The 24,397-nt window shown below is 59.2% G+C and carries 23 protein-coding genes; 10 read left to right on the top strand and 13 right to left on the bottom strand.

Features of this window, described 5'->3' with window-relative positions; genetic code table 11:
- The first annotated feature begins 84 nt into the window (after positions 1 to 84).
- From phnG to phnN, 8 genes are read left to right on the top strand one after another with little or no spacing between them, the layout of a single operon-like run.
- Entirely contained in the window at positions 85 to 543 is a 459-nt protein-coding gene (gene phnG, locus ACR0JI_RS15245) for a phosphonate C-P lyase system protein PhnG (RefSeq protein WP_480473839.1), read from the top strand.
- On the top strand, positions 543 to 1,118 hold the full coding sequence (gene phnH, locus ACR0JI_RS15240; RefSeq protein ID WP_480473838.1) for a phosphonate C-P lyase system protein PhnH: 576 nt from the start codon (positions 543 to 545) through the stop codon (positions 1,116 to 1,118). The genes phnG and phnH overlap by 1 nt, the downstream gene beginning before the upstream one ends.
- A gap of 3 nt (positions 1,119 to 1,121) precedes the next feature.
- Positions 1,122 to 2,213 (top strand): carbon-phosphorus lyase complex subunit, encoded by a 1,092-nt coding sequence (locus tag ACR0JI_RS15235; RefSeq protein ID WP_480473837.1) that lies wholly within the window; start codon positions 1,122 to 1,124, stop codon positions 2,211 to 2,213.
- Positions 2,210 to 3,055, top strand: coding sequence for an EamA family transporter (locus ACR0JI_RS15230; RefSeq protein WP_480473836.1), 846 nt, complete (start codon positions 2,210 to 2,212; stop codon positions 3,053 to 3,055). The genes ACR0JI_RS15235 and ACR0JI_RS15230 overlap by 4 nt, the downstream gene beginning before the upstream one ends.
- A gap of 3 nt (positions 3,056 to 3,058) precedes the next feature.
- Positions 3,059 to 3,919, top strand: a complete 861-nt coding sequence (locus ACR0JI_RS15225; protein WP_480473835.1) for an alpha-D-ribose 1-methylphosphonate 5-phosphate C-P-lyase PhnJ — start codon at positions 3,059 to 3,061, stop codon at positions 3,917 to 3,919.
- The gene (phnK, locus tag ACR0JI_RS15220) at positions 3,916 to 4,686 is read left to right on the top strand and encodes a phosphonate C-P lyase system protein PhnK (RefSeq protein WP_480473834.1); all 771 of its coding nucleotides are present in this window, start codon (positions 3,916 to 3,918) and stop codon (positions 4,684 to 4,686) included. Before ACR0JI_RS15225 ends, phnK begins: the two co-directional genes overlap by 4 nt.
- A 22-nt stretch (positions 4,687 to 4,708) precedes the next feature.
- Positions 4,709 to 5,392 (top strand): phosphonate C-P lyase system protein PhnL, encoded by a 684-nt coding sequence (phnL, locus tag ACR0JI_RS15215; protein WP_480473833.1) that lies wholly within the window; start codon positions 4,709 to 4,711, stop codon positions 5,390 to 5,392.
- Positions 5,389 to 5,937, top strand: coding sequence for a phosphonate metabolism protein/1,5-bisphosphokinase (PRPP-forming) PhnN (gene phnN / locus ACR0JI_RS15210; RefSeq protein WP_480494895.1), 549 nt, complete (start codon positions 5,389 to 5,391; stop codon positions 5,935 to 5,937). The genes phnL and phnN overlap by 4 nt, the downstream gene beginning before the upstream one ends.
- Here the strand turns inward: phnN and ACR0JI_RS15205 are convergent.
- Positions 5,919 to 6,602: a DUF1045 domain-containing protein gene (locus ACR0JI_RS15205; protein ID WP_480494894.1), complete on the bottom strand. Its 684-nt coding sequence runs from the start codon at positions 6,600 to 6,602 to the stop codon at positions 5,919 to 5,921. The genes phnN and ACR0JI_RS15205 overlap by 19 nt on opposite strands.
- Positions 6,603 to 6,654: 52 nt before the next feature.
- On the opposite strand from ACR0JI_RS15205, the gene ACR0JI_RS15200 reads away from it, so the two are divergent.
- Positions 6,655 to 7,797, top strand: a complete 1,143-nt coding sequence (locus tag ACR0JI_RS15200) for an alpha-D-ribose 1-methylphosphonate 5-triphosphate diphosphatase (RefSeq protein ID WP_480473830.1) — start codon at positions 6,655 to 6,657, stop codon at positions 7,795 to 7,797.
- Here ACR0JI_RS15200 and ACR0JI_RS15195 read toward each other — a convergent pair whose 3' ends face one another.
- The 7 genes from ACR0JI_RS15195 to ACR0JI_RS15165 are packed head-to-tail and all read right to left on the bottom strand — an operon-like array spanning position 7,798 to position 14,291.
- A complete protein-coding gene (locus tag ACR0JI_RS15195) occupies positions 7,798 to 8,274 on the bottom strand; it encodes a class I SAM-dependent methyltransferase (RefSeq protein WP_480494892.1) in 477 nt (158 codons plus the stop codon).
- A 10-nt stretch (positions 8,275 to 8,284) separates the two neighbouring features.
- Entirely contained in the window at positions 8,285 to 9,040 is a 756-nt protein-coding gene (locus ACR0JI_RS15190; protein WP_480494890.1) for a polysaccharide deacetylase family protein, read from the bottom strand.
- On the bottom strand, positions 9,037 to 10,179 hold the full coding sequence (locus tag ACR0JI_RS15185; RefSeq protein ID WP_480473827.1) for a glycosyltransferase family protein: 1,143 nt from the start codon (positions 10,177 to 10,179) through the stop codon (positions 9,037 to 9,039). Before ACR0JI_RS15185 ends, ACR0JI_RS15190 begins: the two co-directional genes overlap by 4 nt.
- A complete protein-coding gene (locus ACR0JI_RS15180) occupies positions 10,176 to 10,760 on the bottom strand; it encodes a histidine phosphatase family protein (protein ID WP_480473826.1) in 585 nt (194 codons plus the stop codon). Before ACR0JI_RS15180 ends, ACR0JI_RS15185 begins: the two co-directional genes overlap by 4 nt.
- Complete coding sequence (locus ACR0JI_RS15175; protein ID WP_480473825.1) at positions 10,757 to 11,833, bottom strand: glycosyltransferase family 4 protein; 1,077 nt, start codon at positions 11,831 to 11,833, stop codon at positions 10,757 to 10,759. Before ACR0JI_RS15175 ends, ACR0JI_RS15180 begins: the two co-directional genes overlap by 4 nt.
- Positions 11,833 to 13,080: a glycosyltransferase family 4 protein gene (locus ACR0JI_RS15170; protein ID WP_480494888.1), complete on the bottom strand. Its 1,248-nt coding sequence runs from the start codon at positions 13,078 to 13,080 to the stop codon at positions 11,833 to 11,835. Before ACR0JI_RS15170 ends, ACR0JI_RS15175 begins: the two co-directional genes overlap by 1 nt.
- The gene (locus ACR0JI_RS15165) at positions 13,077 to 14,291 is read right to left on the bottom strand and encodes a glycosyltransferase family protein (protein ID WP_480473823.1); all 1,215 of its coding nucleotides are present in this window, start codon (positions 14,289 to 14,291) and stop codon (positions 13,077 to 13,079) included. The genes ACR0JI_RS15170 and ACR0JI_RS15165 overlap by 4 nt, the downstream gene beginning before the upstream one ends.
- A gap of 391 nt (positions 14,292 to 14,682) precedes the next feature.
- On the opposite strand from ACR0JI_RS15165, the gene ACR0JI_RS15160 reads away from it, so the two are divergent.
- Complete coding sequence (locus ACR0JI_RS15160) at positions 14,683 to 17,064, top strand: mechanosensitive ion channel domain-containing protein (RefSeq protein ID WP_480494886.1); 2,382 nt, start codon at positions 14,683 to 14,685, stop codon at positions 17,062 to 17,064.
- Between the two features lie 58 nt (positions 17,065 to 17,122).
- Here the strand turns inward: ACR0JI_RS15160 and ACR0JI_RS15155 are convergent, their stop codons facing one another.
- From ACR0JI_RS15155 to ACR0JI_RS15135, 5 genes are read right to left on the bottom strand one after another with little or no spacing between them, the layout of a single operon-like run.
- A complete protein-coding gene (locus tag ACR0JI_RS15155; protein ID WP_480494884.1) occupies positions 17,123 to 18,478 on the bottom strand; it encodes a CoA transferase in 1,356 nt (451 codons plus the stop codon).
- Complete coding sequence (locus tag ACR0JI_RS15150) at positions 18,475 to 19,629, bottom strand: ABC transporter permease (protein WP_480473820.1); 1,155 nt, start codon at positions 19,627 to 19,629, stop codon at positions 18,475 to 18,477. The genes ACR0JI_RS15155 and ACR0JI_RS15150 overlap by 4 nt, the downstream gene beginning before the upstream one ends.
- A complete protein-coding gene (locus tag ACR0JI_RS15145) occupies positions 19,626 to 20,654 on the bottom strand; it encodes an ABC transporter permease (protein WP_480473819.1) in 1,029 nt (342 codons plus the stop codon). Before ACR0JI_RS15145 ends, ACR0JI_RS15150 begins: the two co-directional genes overlap by 4 nt.
- Before the next feature lie 14 nt (positions 20,655 to 20,668).
- Entirely contained in the window at positions 20,669 to 22,582 is a 1,914-nt protein-coding gene (locus tag ACR0JI_RS15140) for an ABC transporter substrate-binding protein (RefSeq protein ID WP_480494882.1), read from the bottom strand.
- Entirely contained in the window at positions 22,575 to 24,347 is a 1,773-nt protein-coding gene (locus tag ACR0JI_RS15135; RefSeq protein WP_480494880.1) for an ABC transporter ATP-binding protein, read from the bottom strand. The genes ACR0JI_RS15140 and ACR0JI_RS15135 overlap by 8 nt, the downstream gene beginning before the upstream one ends.
- Between the last annotated feature and the right edge of the window lie 50 nt (positions 24,348 to 24,397).

The following is a 24,397-nucleotide window of genomic DNA, read 5'->3' as shown; positions in this document are numbered from 1 at the left end:
GTTGGAGATTGCGTGTAGCGCACACGCAGGTTAATATTTGTCTAGTTGTATAGTTTAAATAGACAACCCGGCCAAGAGGCTTTGATGACAGATCAGACAGAAATCGCGACCGGGGCGCGCAGGGATTGGATGGGTTTGCTGGCCCGTGCACCTGCCGACACCCTGATGACCTTGTGGGACGGGATTGAGACCCGCCCGAGCTTTGACTGGCTGCGCCGCCCCGAGGTCGGGAGCGTGATGGTGCGTGGTCGCACCGGCGGCACCGGAGCACCGTTCAATCTGGGCGAAATGACGGTCACGCGCTGTTCTGTGGTGTTGCAGGATGGAACGGTTGGTCACGGTTATGTTCAGGGTAGATCGAAACCCAAGGCCGAAGCCGCAGCATTGATTGATGCGATGATGCAGACCGGGGCAGCAGATGAGGTGCAGGCGCGGCTGCTCGACCCGCTTCAGCAGCAAATGCAGGCGGTCAAAAGCACACGCGCGGCCAAGGCAGCGGCCACCAAGGTTGAGTTTTTCACGCTGGTTCGGGGGGAAGATTGATGGCCGCGCAAACACAGTTTTCCGGGGGCTTTCAAAACGCACCTGTCGATGCCGCACATGCGTTCCGCGCTGCGATGACCGTCATGGCACGCCCGGGCGACATACGCGTCCTGTCGGGCGGTGAACCTCCTGCACCTCTGTCCGTGGCGGCTGGTACACTGCTGCTGACGCTGTGCGACCCCGAGACCAGGGTTCATCTGGCCGGAGGCACCGATACCGAAGCAGTCCGCAATTGGCTGACTTTCCACACGGGCGCCCCGCACGTATCCGCAGCAAAGGCTGATTTTGCCGTTGGCACATGGAACGCATTGGGGCCGCTTAACACCTATCGCATCGGAACGCCGGAATACCCGGATCGTTCTGCGACCCTGATAGTGGAATGCGACCGGCTGGAGCAGAGCGGTACCGTTCTGAGCGGCCCCGGCATCAAAAAGACCGCGCGCCTGTCTCTGCCGGATATTCCGGCGCTTCAGGGGAATGCGATGCTCTATCCTCTGGGGTGCGATTTCTTCTTTACCTGCGGCGACAGGGTTGCGGCCCTGCCACGCAGCACGCAGATCACGTCGGAGGCCTAAGCGATGTATGTTGCTGTCAAAGGGGGCGAAAAAGCCATCGAGAACGCCCATGCCTGGCTGGCCGAAGAACGCCGGGGCGCGACCGATGTGGCGGAGCTGAGCCTTGCGCAGATCCGCGAACAGCTGAGCCTTGCAGTGAATCGGGTCATGGCGGAAGGCTCGCTTTATGACCCCGATCTGGCTGCGCTGGCGATCAAGCAGGCGCGGGGCGATCTGATCGAGGCGATCTTTCTGATCCGCGCCTATCGCACCACGCTGCCGCGTTTTGGCCATTCCAATCCCGTCGAAACGGGAGAGATGGCCTGCGACCGCCGGATCTCGGCCACGTTCAAGGATGCGCCGGGTGGGCAGGTTCTGGGACCGACGTTCGACTATACGCATCGTTTGCTGGATTTCAAACTGGCTGCGGATGGTGATGTCCCGAATGCTCCGGAAGGTTCTGCACGGCAGGAACCGACGCCGCATATCACCGAATTCCTGAAGGACGAGGGCCTCATTCAGGACGAAGAAGCAAGTGATGACACCCCCGGCGACCTGACGCGCGAACCGATGGAATTTCCTGCCAGTCGCCCGTTGCGCCTGCAATCGCTCACTCGCGGGGATGAGGGTTTCGTGTTGGGCATGGCCTATTCCACCCAGCGCGGTTACGCGCGCAACCACGCGTTTGTGGGTGAATTGCGGATCGGTAAGGTTGCGGTTGAAATGGACATCCCCGAGTTGGGGTTTGCCATCGAAATCGGCGAGGTCGAACTGACCGAGTGTGAGACGGTGAACCAGTTCAAGGGTTCAAAAACCGAGCCGCCTCAGTTCACGCGTGGTTATGGTCTGGTCTTTGGTCAGTCTGAGCGAAAGGCCATCGCGATGGCCTTGGTTGATCGCGCGCTGCGGTGGAAGGAACTGGGCGAAGACTATCTGGGCGCGCCTGCGCAGGATGAAGAATTTGTTCTGAGCCACGCGGACAACATTCAGGCGACCGGTTTTCTCGAACACATCAAGCTGCCGCATTACGTGGATTTCCAGTCCGAGCTTGAATTGGTCCGCAAACTGCGCCGCGAGGCTGACGCGCGGATCACGTTAAAGGAGGCTGCCGAATGAGCGGGCTCGTCTTTCTGGTGGTAATGCTGGCAGCGCTGCTGCACGCCACGTGGAACGCGTTGGTCAAGGGTGGGTCGGACAAAAGCGCCGCGATGACGGCTGTGGTGATGGGGCAGGGGTTGTCCGGCCTCCTTCTTCTGCCGTTTGCCCAGCCGCTCGATTGGACGTGCTGGCCCTACCTGCTGGCAGGCATCGGGCTGCATCTGGGCTATCAGCTGTTTCTGATTCAGGCCTACAAGATCGGCGACCTGACCCAGGTCTACCCGATCGCACGCGGTGCCTCGCCGCTCTTGGTTGCGCTTGGTACGGCGCTGTTCTTTGGGGTTACGTTCAGCCAGGCCGAGCTATTGGCGATGGCAATGATCTCGGTCGGGATCGCCTCGATCGCGCTGGTGCGGCGCGCGGATGGCAATTTCAACATGGCTGCTGCAGGGCTGGCGCTGATCACTGGGTTGTTCATCGCCGCCTATTCCATCGTCGACGGGCAAGGCGCGCGCATTGCGGGAACAGCACTGGGCTTCTTCGGCACGCTGACGGCGGCGAATGCGCTGGGCTTTGCCCTGGTGGCGCGGGTTGCGCGACCGGGGTTGTTGCGGCGGGCAGCCAGCCTTTGGCGGCTGGCGGTCCTTGGCGGCGCGGCCTCATTCACCGCCTATGTTCTGGTTGTCTGGGCTTTCACCCAAGCGCCCATCGCGTTGGTCACTGCCTTGCGCGAGTGTTCGATCATCTTTGCACTGATCATCGGCGTGACCTTCCTAAACGAAAGGCTCGACCTGAAAAAGGTCGCCTCAACCGCGCTGACCCTTGCGGGTGCGATCCTTCTGCGCATGAGCCGGAGTTGACCCATGTCTGACTACAACTTCGCCTATCTAGACGAACAAACCAAACGGATGATCCGCAGGGCCATCCTGAAGGGCCTCGCTATTCCGGGGTATCAGGTGCCCTTTGCCAGCCGTGAAATGCCGATGCCTTACGGCTGGGGCACCGGAGGGGTGCAGGTCTCGGCCGCGGCGCTGACGCCTGAGGATACGCTCAAGGTCATCGATCAGGGTGCGGATGACACGACCAACGCGGTGTCGATCCGCAAGTTCTTTGAAAAGACCGCAGGTGTGGAGACGACCGAGGAAACCGAGAAGGCGACGGTGATCCAGACCCGCCACCGCATCCCCGAGGCAAAGTTGCGCGAAGATCAGATCATCGTTTATCAAGTGCCGATCCCGGAACCTCTGCGCTTTCTCGAACCGCGCGAGACCGAGACACGCAAGATGCACAGTCTAGAAGAATATGGGCTGATGCATGTGAAGCTATATGAGGATATCAGCCAGCACGGGGCGATCTCGACCGCTTACGCCTATCCGGTGAAAGTGTCTGGCCGCTATGTGATGGACCCGTCCCCGATCCCGAAATTCGACAACCCGAAGCTTGAAATGGATGCAATCCAGCTGTTCGGTGCCGGGCGCGAGCAGCGCATCTACGCGGTGCCGCCACATACCAGGGTCGTGAGCCTGGACTTCGAGGATTACCCGTTCGAGGCCACCAAGGCCGATCATTCCTGTGACCTGTGCGGGGCCGAGGATAGCTATCTGGATGAAGTCATCATGGATGATGCGGGCAACCGAATGTTTGTCTGTTCGGACACCGATTATTGCCGGTCGCGCCGCGAAGCGGGCCATATGGGCCGACTGGCCGAGGAGAACGCGGCATGACCGCCCTGTTGCAGGCCAAGGGCATCGAAAAGCTCTATGGTGCGCGGATCGGATGCACGGATGTGACTTTTGATCTCTATCCCGGAGAGGTGATGGGGATCGTGGGTGAAAGTGGCTCGGGCAAGTCGACCCTGCTGAATTGTCTGGCCGGTCATCTGGTTCCTGATGCAGGGCAGGTGATCTTTGACACGCGCGCGAATGGGCCGGTGGATACGGTGACCATGTCGGAGCCCGAACGCCGGATGCTGAGCCGTACCGATTGGGCCTTTGTGAATCAGCATGCACGTGACGGGCTGCGGATGTCAGTTAGTGCCGGAGGCAATATTGGTGAACGGCTGATGGCCGTGGGCGAGCGCCACTATGGTGACATCCGAGACAAGGCCATTGACTGGCTGGGCCGGGTCGAGATCGAGGCCGAGCGCGTTGATGACCGGCCCACCGCGTTTTCGGGCGGAATGCAGCAACGTTTGCAGATCGCCCGCAATCTGGTGACTGGCCCGCGACTGGTGTTCATGGACGAACCGACCGGGGGGCTGGATGTCTCGGTTCAGGCGCGGTTGCTGGACCTCTTGCGCGGCTTGGTGCGTGAAATGGGGCTGAGCGCGATCATCGTGACCCATGACCTTGCCGTAGTGCGCCTGCTGGCCGATCGGCTGATGGTGATGAAGGATGGTCATGTGGTTGAGGCCGGGCTGACCGATCAGGTGCTGGATGATCCTCAACACGCCTATACGCAGCTGCTTGTGTCCAGCGTTCTGCAGGTTTGAGTATTTGGGAAAAGGTGAAGCAATGATTGAACTGATCAATGTGAGCAAAAGCTTTACCCTGCACAATCAGGGCGGTGTCGTTATCCCGGTGATGGAAGAAGCGTCGCTGAAGGTTGAACCGGGTGAGTGCGTTGCTTTGACGGGGACGTCAGGCGCGGGCAAGTCCACGCTGATGCGCGTGATTTATGGCAACTACCTGGCGGCCTCTGGTCAGGTGTTGGTAGGAGGTCTGGACGTGGCAAAAGCCGAGCCGCGCCAGATCTTGACCCTCCGCCGGGAAACGCTGGGCTATGTCAGTCAATTCCTGCGGGTCGTGCCGCGGGTGCCGACGCTGGACGTTGTGGCAGAGCCTTTGCTGGCCGTGGGTTGCGACAGAATTGAGGCGCTGGAGAAATCCACCGGGTTGCTGAAGCGGCTGAACATTCCTGAGCGTTTGTGGACCCTGAGCCCCACAACCTTTTCGGGCGGGGAACAGCAGCGGGTGAATATTGCACGTGGCTTTGCCCATGACTACCCGGCGATGTTGCTGGACGAACCGACGGCAAGCCTGGATGCGCAGAACCGCGAAACCGTGTTGTCACTGATTGAAGAGGCAAAAGGGCGTGGCGCGGCGATTGTCGGGATATTCCACGACCTTGATGCACGTGAGCGTGTCTGTGACCGCGAAGTCAATGTCGCCGACTTCACGCCGGGACTGGCGGCATGACACTTGCCCCTGTCATAGCGATTGTTGGCCCCTCGGGCGTCGGCAAGGACAGTGTCATGGAAGCGTTGGAGGCAAAGGTGCGCGGCGCCCGGCGCGTGCGAAGGGTGATCACCCGCCCCGCAGGCGAAGAAGGCGAGGATTTCGACCGGGTTTCGGTCGCAGAATTCCAGCAGATGGAACAGGCAGGCGCTTTCGCGCTGAGCTGGCCCGCGCATGGTCTGTTCTACGGTATCCCTGCTGAGATTTTGCGACAGCGTCAGGGGGCGAATGCGGTTCTGGTCAATCTTTCTCGCCGGGTTCTTTTACAGGCGCAGAAGGTGTTTGGAGACCTGATCGTGATCTCTCTGACGGCAAATGCCGGAGTTTTGGCGCGGCGCCTGTCCGCGCGGGGACGGGAAAGCGCAGACGAGCAGGCGCGGCGGTTGTGTCGCGCCAACGCGGAGTTGCCGGATGGTCTGAACCGGGTCATCGAAGTCGACAATTCCGGCGCGCTGGAAGACACGGTCGCCGAAATCCTGCGCCGCCTTCAACCGGAAAGCGCGTAGCGATGGATCAGGTGAAACCACCCATCTTCCGTCTCGCCCATCAGGGCAAGATCAGTGATCTGGAAGGGCTGCGGCAGCAAAGGGCTCAGATGGGTTTGCAGTGCTTCTTGCGTTGCCTTGAGGGTTGGTTTGTCCAGTTTGCCGCTCAGCGTGATGTGAAATCGAAACGCGTCCAGCACGTAGGGATAACCCCATTTGGTCAGATTGTCGTCCTGCTCGGGGGTCAGCCCGGCGGCGCGGCGGCGCGTCAGTTCAGCCTGAGTGGCAGGTGCGCGAAACCGGTCGAGGTTGCGAACACAGGCCGCGGCCAGCGCATTCAGCGCCTGCGTTTCACCCAGCGGGCACAGGGCCAGGAACCGTCCAAGGCGGGCAATTTCCAGACCGTCAAGTGTGACAGGCTGCCGAGTTGCAGCCAGCGCAATGCACGCCTGGTGCAACGCGTCAAAGGTCAGGCCATCGCGCAACCGGAACGGCGGTTTCAATGTCGCGTGCAGCCCGTATTTGCGCGGCACCTCAGTGATGGTCGCAATGTCGATGCCGCCCATGATCGGATGCGCGACCTGCGTTCCCTTTTCCATGTCCCAGCCCAGCCAGCTGGTCGCAAAATCCGTCCAGACCGCCCCGGCGGGCGGCGCAAAATAGATCGCGTATCGCGTGAATGTCACATTGGCCTCCTATTAAGTGGCCTTCCAATACCTCAGATTGTGTGAAGTTCAGATGACAGAAGACTTGATCCTTGCCAATGCCACGCTTGTGTTGCCGAATGAAACTGTCACCGGCTGTGTTCGAATTGTGGATGACACTATCATCGAAATTGACACCGGGAGTGCAGTTCCCGCAGGTGCGATAGACTGCGAAGGCGACTATGTCAGCCCCGGTCTTGTCGAGTTGCACACGGATAATCTTGAACGCCATATTCAGCCGCGCCCCAATGTACATTGGCCCCATGCCGCCGCCATTCTGGCCCATGACGCGGAACTGGCCAGCGTGGGGATAACAAGTGTGTTCGATGCGATGCGGGTTGGTTCGATCCCGTCCGGCGCCGGACGGTACGGAAAATATGCCCGCGGCCTGTCGCGGGAGTTGCGGGAACTGCGCGAGCAGGATGCGCTTAAGATCAGCCATTTCCTGCATTTGCGGGCAGAGGTGTGTTCCGAGACACTGATCGAAGAACTGGACGAGTTTGGACCCGAGGATAGGGTCGGCCTTGTGTCCATCATGGATCACACCCCCGGCCAGCGTCAGTTTCGCAACATGGGCAAGCTGGAATCCTTTCTGAAGGGCAAATATGCAATGGACGATGATACGTTCTTTCAGCATGTGGCTCAGCTGAAAAGCCTACGTGATCGCAACGGCGATGTGCACGAGGTCGAAACCGTCAAGGCCGCGCGCCGATTTGGGGCCGTTCTTGCCAGTCATGACGATACGACCGAAGATCAGGTGAAGGTCTCGGCAGGTCACGGCATTCGGCTGGCTGAGTTTCCCACAACGGTGGAGGCCGCACGGGCGTGTCATGAACATGGTATCAAGGTTATGATGGGTGCGCCAAACGTTGTACGCGGTGGCTCTCATTCCGGCAATGTTGCGGCCCGCGAATTGGCCGAGCTTGGGCATCTGGACGTAATGTCCTCGGATTACGTGCCGTCGGCCTTGTTATTGTCTGCGGTCATGCTGGGTCAAATGTGGGGCGATATGGCGCGTGGAATGAAGACCGTCACATTGGCCCCGGCGCAGGCCGCCAGGCTGGAGGATCGTGGCGAGTTGCGCGCCAATGCCCGCGCCGATGTTATCCGTTTCCGGATGCGCGCGGGTGTGCCAGCCCTCAACTCAGTTTGGGCGCGCGGTCGCCGTGTGGCGTGATCAGGCCGTATAGAACAGGTAACGGTCCGGCGCGATCGTCTCGGGCCCTTTGATCTGGTTGAAGCCGACAAGGGGCTGGCCGGATATCAACAACCCACCGGGCTGCATCACTTGCGCGATCAACGGGCTGAGGCGTGCGGCCTCGGCCACATCTTCGTGTTTGATGCCACGTCCGAAATCATAATGCGCCAACGCGATCTTGTGCCCTTCGGCCATCAGTTTCCGCAGCATGGGTTCAGCTTCGCCTTGCAGGAAATCTTCGACCGGTGGGGTGCTGTCGGGATGGCATTGCAGCACACGATCCATCACCCAGATCCGGCGGTGCGGCAGAATTTCTCGCAGGTGGTCATAGGTGCGACCATTGCCCAAACCCATATCCAGCACATCGCCGGGCTGGCCACTGATCTGTTCGGCTGCCCAGTTCAGCCCGTCACGTTGGGCCGTCAGTCGGCGCAGCATGGAATCCAGTCGGCTCATGACGATGTCCTTATTCGTTCTTTGGTGCGACCCAGGGTGTGGCAGGACCGTCCAGCAGATGTTTCAGCAACGCCTCGGTAAAGGCCCAGATGTCCTGATCATGGACGATGTGATGGGTCAATACTCCAAAAGGCTCGGCGTTGTCTGCGCGGCCTTCGCGCCTGTCCCGCAGGAGGTTAACTGTCTGTGCGATCAGGCGGTCCGGAGAGATCAGACCGCGTGCACCCCGCCAGTCAATCGGGTCAAGATGTGTGTTGACCTGCTCAAGACCCGTTGCCGCCATTTTTGTTCTGCGGGGCGTTGCCGTTGAAAGAACGCGATACCCCAGCGATGGAAGATGTTCGATGACTTCTGGTGCAATGCGGTTCCACGGAGGGACAAACATCGGTCGCAGGGTGTTGCCGAACAAGGCGTCAAGGCGAGACAATCCTGCCGCGGCATCCGCGACAACTCGGTCCAACGGACGGTTGAGACGAAACTCGGCTTTCTTCTCACCGGCGGGCGCATGGTTCGTGTGGGACCACCCGTGGATCACTGGAATGAGAGTTTCGCTGCGCGCAACATAGTCGGCCAGCGCAGGGGTTGCCGCGCGCGGAATGACGGCCAGATGTACCGGCAGGCCTAACTGCGCGGCCAGATCGGACAGCCGGTCCAACTGCGATGTCGGAGCGATTGCGTCATCATCTCGCCACCACAGCGGCAGCGACAGGCCCGCTGCACGCCAATGGGTCAGCTCGACCTCAAGTGGGTGCCAGTCCGGGTTCATTTACGCCGCTCCAGCAGGTGCTTGGCGATTTCCACGGTTTGGGCCGCACCATCAAACCCGAAATCCTGCTGCGCGCGGGGCCCATCTGAAATGACGCGCTCTACGGCCTGCGCCAACGCCTGCCCGCTCAAGGTTCGGCTGAGAAGCACCTCGATGGCTGGCAAACTCGACAGGCTTTGCCCACGCAGCCCCTGTTCAACCTCTTTGCCATCATCGAATGGGACAAAAACAGCGGGTGTTCCGCTTTGCAGAATATCCATGGCGGTGTTGTAACCGCACATGCTGACCGATGCCGCCGCATGGGGCAGCATCTGGCGAAAATCGGGGCGCACAGGTTCCAGAATTGCCGAGGTTCCTTCAGCCAGTTGGGACAGCTCTGCGATCCTTGCCTTGGCATCCGTCCCGCCGATCAACAGGCGCCAGCGCCTGTTGGGCATCTGGCGGGCGGCCTCGATGGCCGCGCGAAAGATCGGTTGCCCCACGGAACCGCCGCCGGCGCTGACAAGGATTTCGCCCCGCCCAACGGACTGCGGATGCGGTTGAGGCAGTTCCGGCGCAACAAAACCGGTATAATGCAGCCGTTCCGCCAATCGGTCCGACACCGGCCAACTGACCGAAAGCGGTGTGACACTTTCGGTCGAGTGAACAAGAATGCCGTCATAAAAGCGGGTGACGATATCTTCAGTACGCTGGGCCTTGGCGGGTTTGGATGGCGGGGCCAGAATATCGCGGATCGATCCCAGGATGACCGGAGGCTGAGGCAGGGCCCGTGCCGCATTCAGGGCCGCGTCGAATTCCGCTGCCAGCGACCGGCGCCCAAAGGGGAAAAGCTCGGTTATCAGGATTTGCGGCTGAAAGCTGTTTACCGCCTGCACCATGGCTGTCACGCGCGCGCGATGATAATCAGCATCGGCCTCGGCACCGCTTTCAGTCAGAAGCCGCGTGAAATTGGTTCCATCCGATCTGAGCGGTGGCAAACCGAACAGGGTTAGCCCGCTGCTGTCTAGTTGAGGCGCAGGCATCCCACCCGAGACGACCATGACCTCGTGACCGTCATCCCGGAAGGCCCGGCCCAATGTCAGAGCCCGGCTCAGATGCCCTGTTCCCAACAGGTGCGTGACAACGATCATCACCTTCATGGAAGCCGCCCATGTTTGATCAAGCGAACAGGGTCCGGATCTGCGGTCATCGTATTCATATCGACGATATACAGCCGATTGCGCTTGATCTTGAAGGGGGCGGGACCATCAAAATCCCAACCCCACGCCTGGGCGAGAATGACCCGCATGATGCCAATATGGCAGACCGCGACTGTATCCTGCCGCAGCCCGGACACCCAGGGGTGCAGCCTGGTCCAGACCTCGGCAGGGCTTTCACCGTCAGGCGGGCAAAAATCCCAACTCCAGTCTTCGATATGGCGATACCCGCTGGTTTCATCGGCGATCAGGTCGACGCCTCGAAGCCCTTCCCAGTCGCCCCAATTCATTTCTATCAGCGCGTCCGAGGTTTTCGGGGCGCGCCCAGACACGATGCGTGCCGTCTCGCTGGCGCGCAGCAAGGGGCTGGACCAGATATCGGCGGCGGCCCATGGATCAGGCAAGCGATACCCGGCCAGCTCAGACCGCGCGTCGTCATCCAGCGGAATATCGCTGCGCCCCTGAATGCGCCCTGCGCGGTTCCAGTGGGTATGCCCGTGGCGAAGTAGTGCAAGACGGGTCATGATACATCCTTCAACAAGGGCCGTAGATGCGCCCACAACCGTTCGGTCGCCTGAGGCATAAGATGACGCCGGGCCACATAGCTGCGCGCATTCTCCCCAAACGCGTGGCGCTGCGCGGTATCCTCAAGCAGGTTTTGCATGTGATCGGCAAGCCCTCTGGCCCCAGCTTCAATCGGTGGGTAAACCGCAGGTGCCAGCACGTCCCGAACGCCGGGACGATCCTGTGCGACCACGGGCAGGCCTGTCGCCTGCGCCTCTAGATAGACCATCCCATAGGCTTCGTTCACGCCGGGCCAGACAAGCAGGGATGCGTGTTGGTAGATTTTCTGTAAGTCCGCCCGGTCGAGCTGGCCCAGAAAGTGCACCCGGCTTCCGAACGGCACCATCAACGCTTCAACATCCGGCCGCGCCGGTCCGTCCCCCGCGATGTTCAGGTTCCAGTCACATGTCAGGTGCGAAAGGGCTTCGGCCAAAATCCGGTAGGACGCCAGCTTGTCCCCATGCCGCATCATTCCGACAGTAAGCATGGGGCCGTCCCCGGCCGTAGCCACAGGCAACACGGTTTCAAGCAGAAATGGCGGCAATTCAACCAGTGCCTGCTTGCCAAAACGGTCCCGTTCCAACGTAATCAGGTCATTGGCAGTGTGGTAGAAAATGATATCCGCTGCATCACACGCCTGATGCGCCGCTTGGGCGAAATCGGCCCACGGTCCGTTCAGCCTGCTTGATGCGCGCGTGCTTTCCAATTGCACATACGGAATGCCGCGCGCCTGGCAGATCTTGGGGCCCAGCAGGTCGGGTGCTTTGTAGTAATTGTGATAAGTCACCCAAAGATCAGTATCAAAGGGCAACTCGGCGTTCAGCCGCTGTGCTTCAATCTCAGCCGCGCGAACAAGGGTTCGCTGTAGGTCCCGGTCCCCGTTCTTGTCATAGATGCGTAGGTCCGAGGCCAGTTCGACCTTATCCCCTTGCGCCGCCAAGGCGAGCATCAGGTTTCGCGCCATTTCGCGGTCGCCCGAGGGTATCTGGCTGCCGGGGGATTTCATTGGCGCATAAAACGCGACCCGCGCCATTACGCGTCTTCCATGCTCAGGGTTTTCAGCCGTGCCGACAGCCGTAAAATACCGGGTTCCATTCGAAAATCTGCAATCAGGCGGTCATAGGCTGCACGCGCCATAGATGCTGCCGTTTCCGGATCAGCGGCCAAAGCTGAAATGGCCGAAGCCAATGCAGCCGGGTCGTCATCAGACAGCACGCCATGCGTTCCGGATTGGATGAATTCCGGGATGGCCGAAACCGGTGTCGACAGAATTGGCAACTGCTGCGATGCGGCCTCCATCAACACGTTCGGCAATCCATCCCGGTCCCCGTCCGCAGCAACACGGCTGGGCAAAACAAACAGGTCGGCCTTGCGCATGGCTTCGATCACCTCGGGCTGATCGCAGGCCCCCCTCCAGGTGATGCGGTCCACGATACCAGCAGCGCGCACCTGTTTGTGTAGTGAGTCCCCAAGACCCCCGCCGCCAATGTGGGTCCAATGCCAGTCCAGGTTTTCCGGCAGCAGCGTGAAGGCCGCAATAAGGCGGTCAAAGCCCTTCTTTTCAACCAGCCGCCCAACGGAAATCATGTGAAACGGATCGCCAGCGGCGCGTATCCTGCGCTTTGGCGGTTCGGGGAAGCGCGACAGGTCCAGGCCATGATAGATAAGGTCCACGCGGTTGGGGTCATCAGCGAGGCTGCGCAGGTGTTCCGCGCCGATTGCCGTGCAGGTGGCTCCGAAAGCGGCCCCATATGTTGCAGCCTGCAGCTTTTCACGCTTTTCCCAGTCCGGTGAGGTCCAGATATCCTTGGCATGGGCGGAAAAGCTCCATGGCAGACCGCGCATGATGGCCGCATATCGGGCGACGGACGAGGGGGTGTGCATGAAATGGGCATAGAGCCCCTGCGTCTGGGCGGGTAACTCGGCGGCCAGAACACATGCTTGCCCAAACCGGCGGATGCGGTTCGGCGTGGGATCGCGGCGCAGGTCGTGCCGCCAGATCTTGTAGGCCTCGGCATAGCCGGGCAGGTCTTGGGCGGCAGCGCGGGCCGCCCACACCCGCTGTGGCTCCTCATGCAGGTATTCCGGCAGATAGCGAACCTGCCCCAAGAATCGATCGTGCAAAGGGTGACGTTTGGTGTCGGTCGGATGGCGCAGAGACCAGATGTCAAATCGGTGCCCGGCTTCCTGCAAGGCAACAAGTTCCTGAGCGATAAATGTTTCTGACAGTCGCGGCCAGCCTTTGACCACAACCGCCAGATTGGGAGAGGCCGAGTTCATCCAGTGGCTCGTTTCTGTTCCCGTGTCAGCAGGCTGTCAATGCGGTCGGTGACATAGTCCAAACCGTCCAGCAATCCACTTTGGATGGCATGCGACGGCACAGATTGGTGCGGCAGATTGCGGATGGCACGGATCATTGCGTCGGGTGTCAGGCTGTCGCGTCGTTCGTCCAGCATCTTGACCAGCCCCAGCTCTTCCGCGCGTGAGGCCCTTATCCACTGTTCCAGACGAGGTGTGGTGCGTGGAACAATGACGGCCCGTTTGTCGAAGGACAGGACCTCGCAAAACGTGTTGTATCCACCCATGCAGACCACGCCTTCGGCCCCTGCAAACAGCGTTTCGATCTGCGATTCAAATCCAACCGCAGTTACGCGACCATTCAATGCGGCAACCCGTGCTTCGAAATCGTTGCGCAATTCACCCGACAGGAATGGGCCATAGACCAACACGGCACGCGGCGACAGGTCCGGGTCTTTCTCGTAGGCGGACAGCACAAGGTTGACCAGCGCCTTACCATCGCCACCGCCGCCGGGTGTGATCAGGATATAAGGTTGCTGAGGCGGTTCCCCGACCGGGCCGAGATCGCGGCGCAGATATCCCGTCCAGTGAATACGCGATCGCGCTGACGCGCTCAGCCGCAATCCTTGCGTCGGATCGTAGATCGACTGTGATCCGTAAACCCAGATCTCATGATAGAACCGCTCGGTCGCTTCGATGGCTTCTTTGCGTGCCCATTCGGCGGCCAGCACTTCGGGTTCGTCCAGCACATCACGCAGGCCCAGAACCAGTTTCGTACCGCAATGGCGTTCGAGATATTTCAGTGTTGGCAACAGCTCACCCCGGAACCCTGTCGGTTCCTTGTCGACCACCAACACGTCTGGGTCGAACTGCTGAACCGCGGTCTGGATCAATCCCGCACGCAATTCGGTTACTTCGTCGATCCCCATTCCGATTGTGCGCGCGGCATACGAGCCGTCCGCACGCTTGGTCACACCGGGCAGGCGCACATGGTCAACCCGGCGCGGAAAAGTGAAACGGCCTGCCACGGGTGAACCCGTCAGGATCAGCGCCGAGGCGCTTGGGTCCGCCTGCGTGATTGCCGCAGCCAAGGCGCGGGACCGGCGCAAATGCCCCAGACCGAACGTGTCATGGCTGTAAAACAGGATACGCGGCGCGCGGTCCGGTTTAGAATTGGTTGTGCCAAGGCTCATAGTGTTGCCCGTCTTCTTGATCCCAGAGCGAAATCCGCGCGTTCGCTAGCGTTACCGTATATTTCAATACCACGCTTGCCAAAGGCGGATTTGCGCATTTGCAAATGTTTCAAGCATTGCGATTTGGCAACAGCGTTTTGACAACTTCGCGGCATATCGCACCACAGCTAGAGAAGATCGCATAAGGATCCCGATGAAGGCAATCGGGTCGGACCTGAAACTTTTGCCCGGTCATATTCAATTATGGCAAGATTGAAAACACCTGCGAGCATCAGAGTGCGCCAAGAACACGTCCAAACACGATATTGAGACGGAGTGATGCGAGTGTTTGAACTGCCTGAAACGCTTCTGTAATCTGGCCAATATCGGCAAAAACTGGATGCAAGACCCAATGCGAAATAACTTTCCGGCCGTATTTTTTTTGGCGTTGTGGGCCATTTTCCTGAGCGTTCCCACTGGTGCATTGGCGCAGACGTCCTTGATTCCCGGATATTCTTCCGGGTCGGGCAGTTCGTCCGGGACCGACAAGGAAAGTGATTTGGCCGCTGCAATCCGTGCTGCCAGCGATGCAGGCGCGAGTGTCATTGTCATCGACAGTGCCGGTCAGGTTGTGACAACGGCAGGTGGAAAGGATGCAGGTTCGGGGGGCGCGGACAGCGATTCGAGCAACCCGATGGGTGACGGTTCGCAGCTGATGAAGGCGCAAGAGCGGTTCTCGAAATTCCGCGAGTCGATGAATTCCCGTCTCGAGGCGCTGCCCTATTCTATTTTTGAAGTACAGTACATCCTGCGCCAGACCAGCCCAGATGGCCGTATCCAGACCTATGTCGAGGTGTTGGGCTGGAATATCCTGTTCCTGTTACTTGGGCGGTGGCTGTCGATCGAGATTTACGGGAAACGGTTCGCGCGCCGCTGGGTGGTGGCGCGGATCAAGGACGAACCACAGGGTTATCGGGAAAAGATGCCGTTCCTGCTGTTCCGGTTCCTGATGGGGATCGGTGCTACGGTCTTTGCAATGATCATGGCTTTGATCGTCGGGTATCTGATCTTTGGCGAGGCCGAGGATATCTCGGTCCAGTTCACGATCACCGCCATCTTTACGGCTTTTTTCCTGTCGCGCACGGTGTCGGACCTGTGGCGCATGGTCCTGTCGCCTTATCTGAGCCAATATCGATTACCGCCCTTTTCGGACAAGAATGCGCGCAGGCTGTACATCTGGGCGTCCGTGCTGGCGACCTATGATATTTCGGTCGTCCTGTTTTCCACCTGGGTCGCTGATTTTGGGCTGAACTACAACGTCTACGCCATGGTGTATGGCGGTCTGACGATGCTGGGCGCGCTGGGTAATATTCTGATGATCCTATTCAACGCCCGTGCCATCTCGAACGCGATCCGGGGTGGGCGGGCATCCGAACAGGTGTCTTGGCTGCTGCGGTTTGTGTCATTTGGCTGGGCGCCGGCATTGATCATCTATGTCGTGTTCAGCTGGTTCCGTCTGGCTGTTGATCTGGCGCTGGAGCATCCGACACCGCTGCCGTTGATTGCAAGCAGCTATCTGATCTTCATGTCCGTGGTCGTGGCCTATGGTGCAATGAACTACCTGCTGGAGCGGTATTTTGACCGCTCGCGCATGATTAGCGAAATAAACGGGGAAGCCGAGGCAGCGGATGAAGGCGTCATGGCGGCGGATATACCCGAGGCTGAACAGCCGAAGCAGCATCTTCTGACTTATGAAGACCTGGCCCGCCGGGTAGCCGGAATTCTGGCTTTCGTGCTCGGGGCTTATGCGCTTGTCGTGATATGGTACCCGAACGCGGACTGGAGCGAGGATCTGCCGGTAGAACGTGCGCTGGATGTGATGGTCGTCCTGTTTATCGGGTACATCCTGTTTCATTTCTTTCGGATCTGGATCGACAGCAAGATCGCTGAAGAATCCGACGATGGCACCGAGGTTGAACTGGGCGACGAAGGCGGGGAAGGCGGGCAAAGCCGTCTGGCAACGTTGTTGCCACTTTTCCGGGGCGCAATTCTGGCTGTTGTCGTGGTCACGATCGTACTAATTGTCCTGATGGAACTGGGTATCAATGTCAGCCCGTTGTTTGCGGGTGCCGGTGTGGTTGGTCTGGCCGTGGGTTTCGGGTCGCAAACGCTGGTGCGCGACATTTTTTCCGGCGCATTCTTCCTGCTGGATGATGCGTTCCGGAAAGGGGAATATATCGACATTGGGGATGTGAAAGGGACGGTCGAGAAAATCTCGGTCAGGTCCATGCAACTGCGTCACCATCTGGGTGCGCTGAACACCATTCCCTTTGGCGAGATCAAAGTGCTGACCAACTATTCGCGCGATTGGGTGATCATGAAGCTGCCGCTGCGCGTGACCTATGACACCGATGTCGAGAAGGTTCGTAAATTGATCAAGAAACTGGGTCAGGAGTTGTTGGCCGATCCCGTAATCGGAGACAATTTCATCCAACCGCTGAAGTCACAGGGCGTGATCGAGATGCAGGATTCAGCGATGATCATCCGGGTCAAGTTCATGACGAAACCCGGCGACCAGTGGCTGGTTCGCAAAAAGGTCTATCAGGACATTCGCGAGCTGTTCGCGCGAGAGGGGATCAAGTTTGCGCATCGCGAGGTCACTGTAAGATTGGCAGATGGCAAAGAGGCGGAAGACCTGACGCAAAAACAGCGTGAGGCCGTGACAGGGGCTGTTCAGGCCGCAATTGACGAGGACTATCTGGACGATATCGGGCCGGATGGCGACGACCGGTAGAGAGTCCCGCCGCCGCCTTGTGTTGAGTCTCGGATGAGGTGCCCCCGAAAGCGTGAGGTCAGTTGGAAACGAAGGGCCAGACCGGGTCAGATGTGCCCAGTTTCGACGCCGGTAAATCCCATTGCAGCACAGTTTCACCGAGACTGAGGGCTGATCTGAGGCGGTGCCCTGGTCCCCAGCCCGAAACCTCTGTCGCAGGGGAGTAATCCGTGGGCGTCGGAATAATGGTCTCTGCCTCGACGTCGTCTTTGCCGAGAACCGCCAAAAGCTCGGCGGTGCGGGCAAGGGACAGATGCGCATGCATGATGGAATTGCCCGACGCGGCCTCGGCCAATGCGGAAAGGACGGCGGCTGCCATCAGGTAGCCGGTTGCGTGGTCCAAAGCCTGAACCGGCAATGGCGTCGGTTTGTCGGCGTCAGCCCACTCCATGCCCGCATGCGCAATTCCCGCGCTCATCTGGACAAGACTGTCAAACCCGCGCCGGGTCGACCAGGGGCCTTGCCAGCCATAGGCATTCAGCGTCACCTCGACCCTGTTCGGTGCCAGTTCATCGCGCTTGGCGCGGGTCAGGCCAAGTGCGTCCAAAGCGCCGGGCCGGTACCCATGAACGAATACATCCGCTTGGGGCAGAAGTTCTTGCAGCCTTTCCATGTCGTTGGTCGATTTCAGATCGAGATAAGCACAGTGTTTGCCTAGTGAAATGTCAGGGATCACGCCGGGTTCGTCCCAACCGGGCGGATCGATCCGCAAAACCTCGGCCCCGAAACCGGCCAATATGCGTGTCGATACCGGACCTGCCAGAACGCGCGTCAGGTCAAGAACCCGCAACCCGGCAAGAGGTCTTGCAGGGGTTGCCTGCGGCCTCTCGCGTAGCTTGACGTACCGGGGGCCTTGCCAACCAATCAACGGATCGCGCGATACAGCGCGGCCCTGCGGATGTTCAAGCCACTCGGTCCGGCTGCGCATGGCAGCGGCCACACCGCCTTCGGCCACAATATCGGTTTCCAAATCGGATATGGCCCGGGTTCTGACGGCTTTTGTCACAGCTTCACGCTCTGGCGGGGTGCCAAGAACCTTCATCGCTGCCGCGCGATGGCGCGGCAGGTTGGTGTGCAGCCTGATCCAGCCATCTGACGCCCTGTAATCCCCCGCGACCGAATCCCACAGGTTTGGCATTTCCCAGCCGTCGGGCTTGAAGGAATAGCCGAACCACAACGATGCCAGCCGATGGTCGACGGCGATCTCGGGGGCTTTCTGGGTCAGGTTCAGCGCCTGCAAAAGCCGGGCCATTTCCTGCCCAACGGCTGCAAAGCTGGCCGTCGCCAGTTCGGAAACGGCAAAAGCACTTGGCAGAGCGCCAGTGCCGATCCTGCGATATCGGTCGGCGGCGGGAAGGGTGGCAAGAAGGCTCATTGCTGATACGGGTCCAGACTGTCGCGCAATCCGTCACCTAGAAAGTTAAAGGCCAGTACGATCACGATAATCGGCAGCATCGGGATTGCCGTCCAGGGGTAGATCTCGATCGATGCGAGGTTCTGCGCGTCATTCAGCATCACACCCCAACTGACCGCTGGTGCACGAAGGCCCAGGCCAAGAAAGCTCAGCGCGGTTTCCCCAAGGATCATTGCCGGGATCGACAGGGTGGCAGATGCAATCAAATGAGACATGAAATTCGGCAACAAGTGCTTGCGGATCACCCGGCCCGAGCTTGCGCCCATCATTTCTGCGGCCCGCACGTATTCTTCCTCGCGCAGGGACAGGAACTTGGCACGGACCGAACGCGCCAGCCCGGGCCAGTCGAGGATACCGAGGATGATCGAAATGATGAAGAATACGGCAACCGGGCTCCAATTCGAAGGCACGGCGGCAGACAGTGCCAGCCACAGCGGCAATTCCGGCAGCGAGCGCAGGATTTCGATGACCCGGTTGATGACCCAGTCGATGCGCCCACCGAAATAACCCGCCATCGAACCGAACAGGATACCCAGAAAGAACGATACCGAAATACCGATCAGACCCACGGTCAGCGACAACTGCGCGCCATAGAGGATGCGGCTGAAGATATCGCGCCCCAACCTGTCGGAACCCCACAGGAACAAAGTGGCACCATCCGGCGCGCAGAAAAGATGCGTATCTGTCTTGATAAAACCTGCAAGTCGATATTCGGATCCTTCACAGAAGAACCGGATCGGGCGCGGGTCATCAGTGTCAGGGACGAACTTCCACTGGAAGGTTTCCAGATCCGCCTCGGCGACGATTGGAAAAACATGGGGGCCGATAAAAGCGCCGTCGTAAAACCAGTTCACGGATTGTGGTGGCGCGTACAGATGCTCTCCGTTCCGGTCATTAGGGCCATACGGCGCGATGAAACCGGCAAACGGCAGCATCAGGTAGCACAGCAGCAGGAAGATACCCGAGATCAGGCCCAGCTTATGTGTGCGGAACTTGCGCCAGACCAACACCCAGTTTGGGGCATCCAGATCGGCGCGTTCCAGTTGCTGTATCGATGCCTGCGGATCAAAAGGCGCGTCATCGACGTAGCGATTGTCAGGACGTTCGGTCATGCTTCGCGCCCCTCATACCGTATGCGGGGATCCAGCATGACCAGCAGAATATCCGAGATCATCGTGCCGATAAGCGTCAGCAGCGCGACAAACATCAGGATGAATGCGGACAGGAATTGATCCTGCGTTTTCAGTGCTGTCAGCAAAGTCGGCCCGATGGTTTGCAAGCCCAGAACGACTGAAACCAGAACCGATCCTGACACCATTGATGGCAGAAGGTTACCGATGTCCGCAACGAACGGGTTGAATGCCACGCGCAACGGATATTTTGTTAGCATCCGCGACGGGGCCATGCCCTTGGCAATGGCCGTTTCCACATAGGGCTTCCCCAGTTCGTCGAGCATATTTGCCCGCAGGCGCTGCATCATCGCCGATGCGCCCGAGGTTCCGATGACAAAAGTCGGAACGATCAGGTGGATGAGAATGGATTTCATCTTGTCCCAACTCAGCGGCTGACCTTCGAATTGGGGGTCCATCAGACCGCCGATAGGCAGGTTGAAATACCGATGCCCGTAGTAGAACAAGATCAAGGCCAGCAGGAAGTTTGGGGTCGCCAACCCCAGATAACCCACAAAGGCCGAGGTATAATCAATCCACGTCCGTGATCGCGCCGCAGCAATAACACCCAGGGGAAGGGCAACGGCATATACAAACAGGATCGCGGCAAGGTTGACGACGACCGTCAACCAAAGCGTGTCGCCTACGATTTCCGATACAGGCCGGTCGAACTCAAAGGACCAGCCGTAATTGCCTTGGATCAGACCTGAAAATCCGTGTGGTCCCGGCCAGAAGCCTATCCAGATCAGGTACTGTTCCCACATAGGGCGATCCAGAGCGTACTCGGCGCGCAGAAACTCGGCCTTGGCGACACCCGCTGACTGGCCCGAGGCCTGAAGCTCGGCAATCTGGTTGCTCAGGTAATCACCGGGCGGCAGGTTGATGATTATGAAGATCAGGACCGAGACCACCAACAATGTCAGCAGCATCGTGAAAAAGCGATACACCGCATAGCGCAGCATGACCATTTAGCTGCTCCTGCTTAGTCGGCGAAAAAGAACTCGTCCGGGCGGTGAACGCCGAAATGCGCACCGGGCTCCCATGCCCACATGGCCTGTTCCGGCACATTGCGCAGACGGTTCGACACGACAATGGGTTGGGGTGCTCCATTCAGGATACCAATGGCATAAAGCTGATCGGCGTGGATTTTAAGCATTTCCGTCCAGATTTCCTTGCGTTCGTCGTCCGTTGTGGCGACCTCCCAGTTATGGGCCAGTTGCATCAGACGTTCTGCCTCGGGCATGTCGGGGGCTTCCCCGGCTTCACCACCTGTCTGGTAGAACTGGCCCCATTTTGGCCAGGCCAGGAATACCTGATCGGTGGGTGCCAGATAGGTTGGAGACGTGTGTGCCTGCGGGATGCCGTCATCCCATCCATACCAGACCGATGCCATCGAGTTGCCGGCAAACACCCGGTTGCGCAGGATATCGCGATCCAATGGGCGCATGACCAGCTTGACCCCGATCTCACGCCAGGTGTCGGTGACGATTTGCAAGGCGTTTTCAACCTCTTGCCGCTCACCAGCAGTTTCGATCACCAGTTCCATAGGGCGGCCATCCGGTAACAGACGGACACCGTTCTTGTCGCGCTTGGTCAGGCCGACCTCATCCAACAACGCATTGGCCTGGCCGACATCGTAACCGGCCCATGCGGTGGCATTCTTCTCATCATAAAAGGGCGAGGCAGGCAGAACCGACATTGCGCCGGGATGCGCAAGCTTGAAATACAAAGCCTGGTTGATTGTCTCGCGGTCGATGGCAACGGACAGGGCGCGCCGTACACGGACGTCACGCAGCACATCGCGCCAGACGTCATCCTCGAAATTGAGGTTCGGATAGATCGCGATTTGCGACGCAACGCCGGTTTTCCACAGCAATGTCTTGTAGCCGCCTTGCGCTTCGCCTTTTTTCAGGATCGAAGCGTCGCGGAAATCCAGACCCCGGCCTTGCAGGTCGCTTTCCCCTGCATTGGTTTTGGCAGCGACCAGACCGGGGGCAACGATCTCCATCTCGACCACGTCGATATAGGGCAGTTGAACCCCTTGGCTGTCGATACGGTGGTAATAGGGGTTACGTACGAAATTGTGGCGGATTTTCTTGCCGGAACTTGCGTTCAGCCACGGCTGCAACGTGGGCAATTCGTGATTGTCAAACTTGTACAGGTTGTCGAGCTTGTTGTGCAGCGCGGCCCAGCTTTTGACGCGGGCATCGTCGACCAGAAAGGCAAGTTCCTCGGGGTCGGCATATTTCTCGTGATATCGTTTCAGGAAAGCTGCTGGGCGATAGATAAAGGGTGGTCGTGCCTGAGCCAGCGATTGTAGAAAACCCGGGTTAGGGTCCTCCCATTCGAAAATTACCGTGGTTTCATCCGGGAAGGTAACGGTGGGTGATTTGCCTTCGACAATCAGAAAATCCGGCGGGCCTGACGGGCTGAGCAATTTGTTGTTGGCAACGTCTTCCCACCAATAGCGGAAATCTTCCGACGTAAACGGAGAACCGTCTGACCATTTGTGCCCTTCGCGCAGTTTCAGGGTGAACTTGCGGCCGTCTTCGTTTTCAAACGACGCCAGCAAATCGGGGATAATCTCATAGTTCTGGTCGAATCCGACCAGCCGGGCATAGCCATAGACAACCATCTGGCGAATATCTTTGGACCGCGTGATCATGGTGCGCAGGGTGCCGCCCTGTTTGCCGAACTCGCGACCCTTTGCTGCCAGATCTACAATCAGCGGGTCCGCTGGCAGGCGCTCCTGAACGGGTGGCAGATTGCCCGCTTCTACTTCCGCGTTCCAGAACACGCTTTCCTGCGGCGTCGGAATTGTCTCTGCCGTGGCGGGCAGCATCCCGATGAGCGCCAGCGAAGCGGTCAGGATCAGGGGGCGAGTGGTCTTAAACATGGCAACGTACCTTATGGCCCGGTTCCAATTCCACCAATGAGGGTATCACGGTGTCCGAGAAACGAAAGGCTTCATCCCAACTGTCCGGCGCGCCGGCGCCCAAGGAAACCACTTGCAGGTCGATCGGGCGATTGATGTCGGGTTCGGGTTGAGCGGCAATCAGCGCTTTGGTGTAGGGGTGGCGCGGATTGTAGAAAAGAGTTTCGGGTGGTGCTTGCTCGACGATCAGGCCGCGACGCATCACGGCAACTTCGTCGGCGATCCGCGCGACCACAGCCAGATCGTGCGAGATGAACAGATAGGACAGGTTCAGGCTTTCCTGCAGATTTTCCAACAGGGTCAGAATCTGCTCTTGTACCGATACGTCCAGCGCCGAGGTGGGTTCGTCACACACGATGAGCTGCGGGTCGAGCATCATGGCGCGGGCTATCGACAGACGTTGCCGCTGCCCCCCCGAAAAGGCGTGTGGATAGCGTTTCAGCATGTCGGCTGTCAGGCCGACGCGCTGCAACATCTCGGCGGCCTTGTCGCGCTGCTCGGCGGTTGTTCCGATGCGGTGAATTTCCAGCGGCTCAGTCATCGCGTCCTGAATGCGCATCCGCGGGCTGAGCGAGCTGTAGGGATCCTGAAACACCATCTGCGCATTGCGCTGAAACGCCGTGCGCTGGGCGCGGGTCATGTTGTGCACCGTGACGGGATCGGCATTCGGCGCGGTGCGAAACAGGACTTCTCCGCCGGGATCGGGCAGTTCCGCACCCAACGCGATCCGCGCGGCTGTCGTTTTACCTGATCCGCTTTCACCAACAATGGCCAGCGTCTTGCCACGTGCAAGATTCAGATCGACCCCTTTGCACGCATAGATTTCCTTGTCGGCCTGCCACCCTTTGCTGGACCGCATCGAGTAGGTCTTTGAGACGCCCTTCATCTGAAGGATCAGATCGTCGTCCGGCATCGGTATGCCCACAGCAGCCTGATCTGGAATTTCCGGCGCAGCATCAAACAGTTGTTTGGTATATGGATGCGCCGGGGAGGTCAGGATTGGTGCGGCCGGGCCAGCCTCCATGATGCGGCCCTTGTGCATGACCACAACCTGTTTGGCCATGTTGGCAACCACGCCCAGATCATGGGTCACCAGAATAAGCGCCATGCCAGTCTCGCGCTGCAATTCCTTGATCAGCCCCAGAACCTGAGCCTGAGTGGTCACATCCAGCGCGGTGGTTGGCTCGTCTGCGATCAGCAACTCGGGTTTGGATACCATGGCCATCGCAATCATGGCGCGTTGGCGCATTCCGCCCGACAGCTCGAACGGGTAGGAGTCATAGGCGCGCTGCGGATCTGGAAAGCCCACGCGCTCGAACTGCGTCAGGACCTTTTTTCGCGCTTCAGACTCGGAAAGCCCACGATGCAGCCACAGGACTTCACTGACCTGATTACCAATCTTGTGCAGAGGTGACAGTGATCGCATTGGTTCCTGAAAGATCATCGAAACGCGATTGCCACGAATGCCGCGCATTTCCCGTTCGGTGACCGCTGTCAGGTTACATGTGCCCTTGGAATCATTCAAAGTTATCGTGCCGCTGCGTATCTGGGCCGTTCGCGGCAGAATCCGCAAGACGGCCCGGCACGTGATGGTTTTTCCCGATCCCGATTCACCGACCAGCGCCAAGGTTTCCCCTGGTTTGACATCAAAGTTCACATCCGCGACCACGGAACTTCCCGCACCAAAGCCGATGCTGAGGTCTCTGACGCACAACAACGCGCTCATGCAGGCTTTCCAACCGTTTGGCCGCTTGGTGACATCGGTCGTTTCAACTC

Source organism: Ruegeria sp. N10 (genome assembly GCF_056531545.1).
This window is presented reverse-complemented; position numbering and strand designations above follow the sequence as displayed.

Excerpts from the sequence above, each read along its gene's own strand:
- ACR0JI_RS15235 (WP_480473837.1), top strand. The coding sequence starts at position 1,122 with ATGTATGTTGCTGTCAAAGGGGGCGAAAAAGCCATCGAGAACGCCCAT.
- ACR0JI_RS15200 (WP_480473830.1), top strand. The coding sequence starts at position 6,655 with ATGACAGAAGACTTGATCCTTGCCAATGCCACGCTTGTGTTGCCGAAT.
- ACR0JI_RS15175 (WP_480473825.1), bottom strand. The coding sequence starts at position 11,833 with ATGGCGCGGGTCGCGTTTTATGCGCCAATGAAATCCCCCGGCAGCCAG.
- ACR0JI_RS15165 (WP_480473823.1), bottom strand. The coding sequence starts at position 14,291 with ATGAGCCTTGGCACAACCAATTCTAAACCGGACCGCGCGCCGCGTATC.
- ACR0JI_RS15195 (WP_480494892.1), bottom strand. The coding sequence starts at position 8,274 with ATGAGCCGACTGGATTCCATGCTGCGCCGACTGACGGCCCAACGTGAC.
- ACR0JI_RS15135 (WP_480494880.1), bottom strand. The coding sequence starts at position 24,347 with ATGAGCGCGTTGTTGTGCGTCAGAGACCTCAGCATCGGCTTTGGTGCG.
- ACR0JI_RS15225 (WP_480473835.1), top strand. The coding sequence starts at position 3,059 with ATGTCTGACTACAACTTCGCCTATCTAGACGAACAAACCAAACGGATG.
- ACR0JI_RS15185 (WP_480473827.1), bottom strand. The coding sequence starts at position 10,179 with ATGAAGGTGATGATCGTTGTCACGCACCTGTTGGGAACAGGGCATCTG.
- phnG (WP_480473839.1), top strand. The coding sequence starts at position 85 with ATGACAGATCAGACAGAAATCGCGACCGGGGCGCGCAGGGATTGGATG.
- ACR0JI_RS15170 (WP_480494888.1), bottom strand. The coding sequence starts at position 13,080 with ATGAACTCGGCCTCTCCCAATCTGGCGGTTGTGGTCAAAGGCTGGCCG.
- ACR0JI_RS15145 (WP_480473819.1), bottom strand. The coding sequence starts at position 20,654 with ATGGTCATGCTGCGCTATGCGGTGTATCGCTTTTTCACGATGCTGCTG.
- ACR0JI_RS15150 (WP_480473820.1), bottom strand. The coding sequence starts at position 19,629 with ATGACCGAACGTCCTGACAATCGCTACGTCGATGACGCGCCTTTTGAT.
- ACR0JI_RS15160 (WP_480494886.1), top strand. The coding sequence starts at position 14,683 with ATGCGAAATAACTTTCCGGCCGTATTTTTTTTGGCGTTGTGGGCCATT.
- ACR0JI_RS15180 (WP_480473826.1), bottom strand. The coding sequence starts at position 10,760 with ATGACCCGTCTTGCACTACTTCGCCACGGGCATACCCACTGGAACCGC.
- ACR0JI_RS15155 (WP_480494884.1), bottom strand. The coding sequence starts at position 18,478 with ATGAGCCTTCTTGCCACCCTTCCCGCCGCCGACCGATATCGCAGGATC.
- phnH (WP_480473838.1), top strand. The coding sequence starts at position 543 with ATGGCCGCGCAAACACAGTTTTCCGGGGGCTTTCAAAACGCACCTGTC.
- phnN (WP_480494895.1), top strand. The coding sequence starts at position 5,389 with ATGACACTTGCCCCTGTCATAGCGATTGTTGGCCCCTCGGGCGTCGGC.
- ACR0JI_RS15230 (WP_480473836.1), top strand. The coding sequence starts at position 2,210 with ATGAGCGGGCTCGTCTTTCTGGTGGTAATGCTGGCAGCGCTGCTGCAC.
- phnL (WP_480473833.1), top strand. The coding sequence starts at position 4,709 with ATGATTGAACTGATCAATGTGAGCAAAAGCTTTACCCTGCACAATCAG.
- ACR0JI_RS15190 (WP_480494890.1), bottom strand. The coding sequence starts at position 9,040 with ATGAACCCGGACTGGCACCCACTTGAGGTCGAGCTGACCCATTGGCGT.
- phnK (WP_480473834.1), top strand. The coding sequence starts at position 3,916 with ATGACCGCCCTGTTGCAGGCCAAGGGCATCGAAAAGCTCTATGGTGCG.
- ACR0JI_RS15140 (WP_480494882.1), bottom strand. The coding sequence starts at position 22,582 with ATGTTTAAGACCACTCGCCCCCTGATCCTGACCGCTTCGCTGGCGCTC.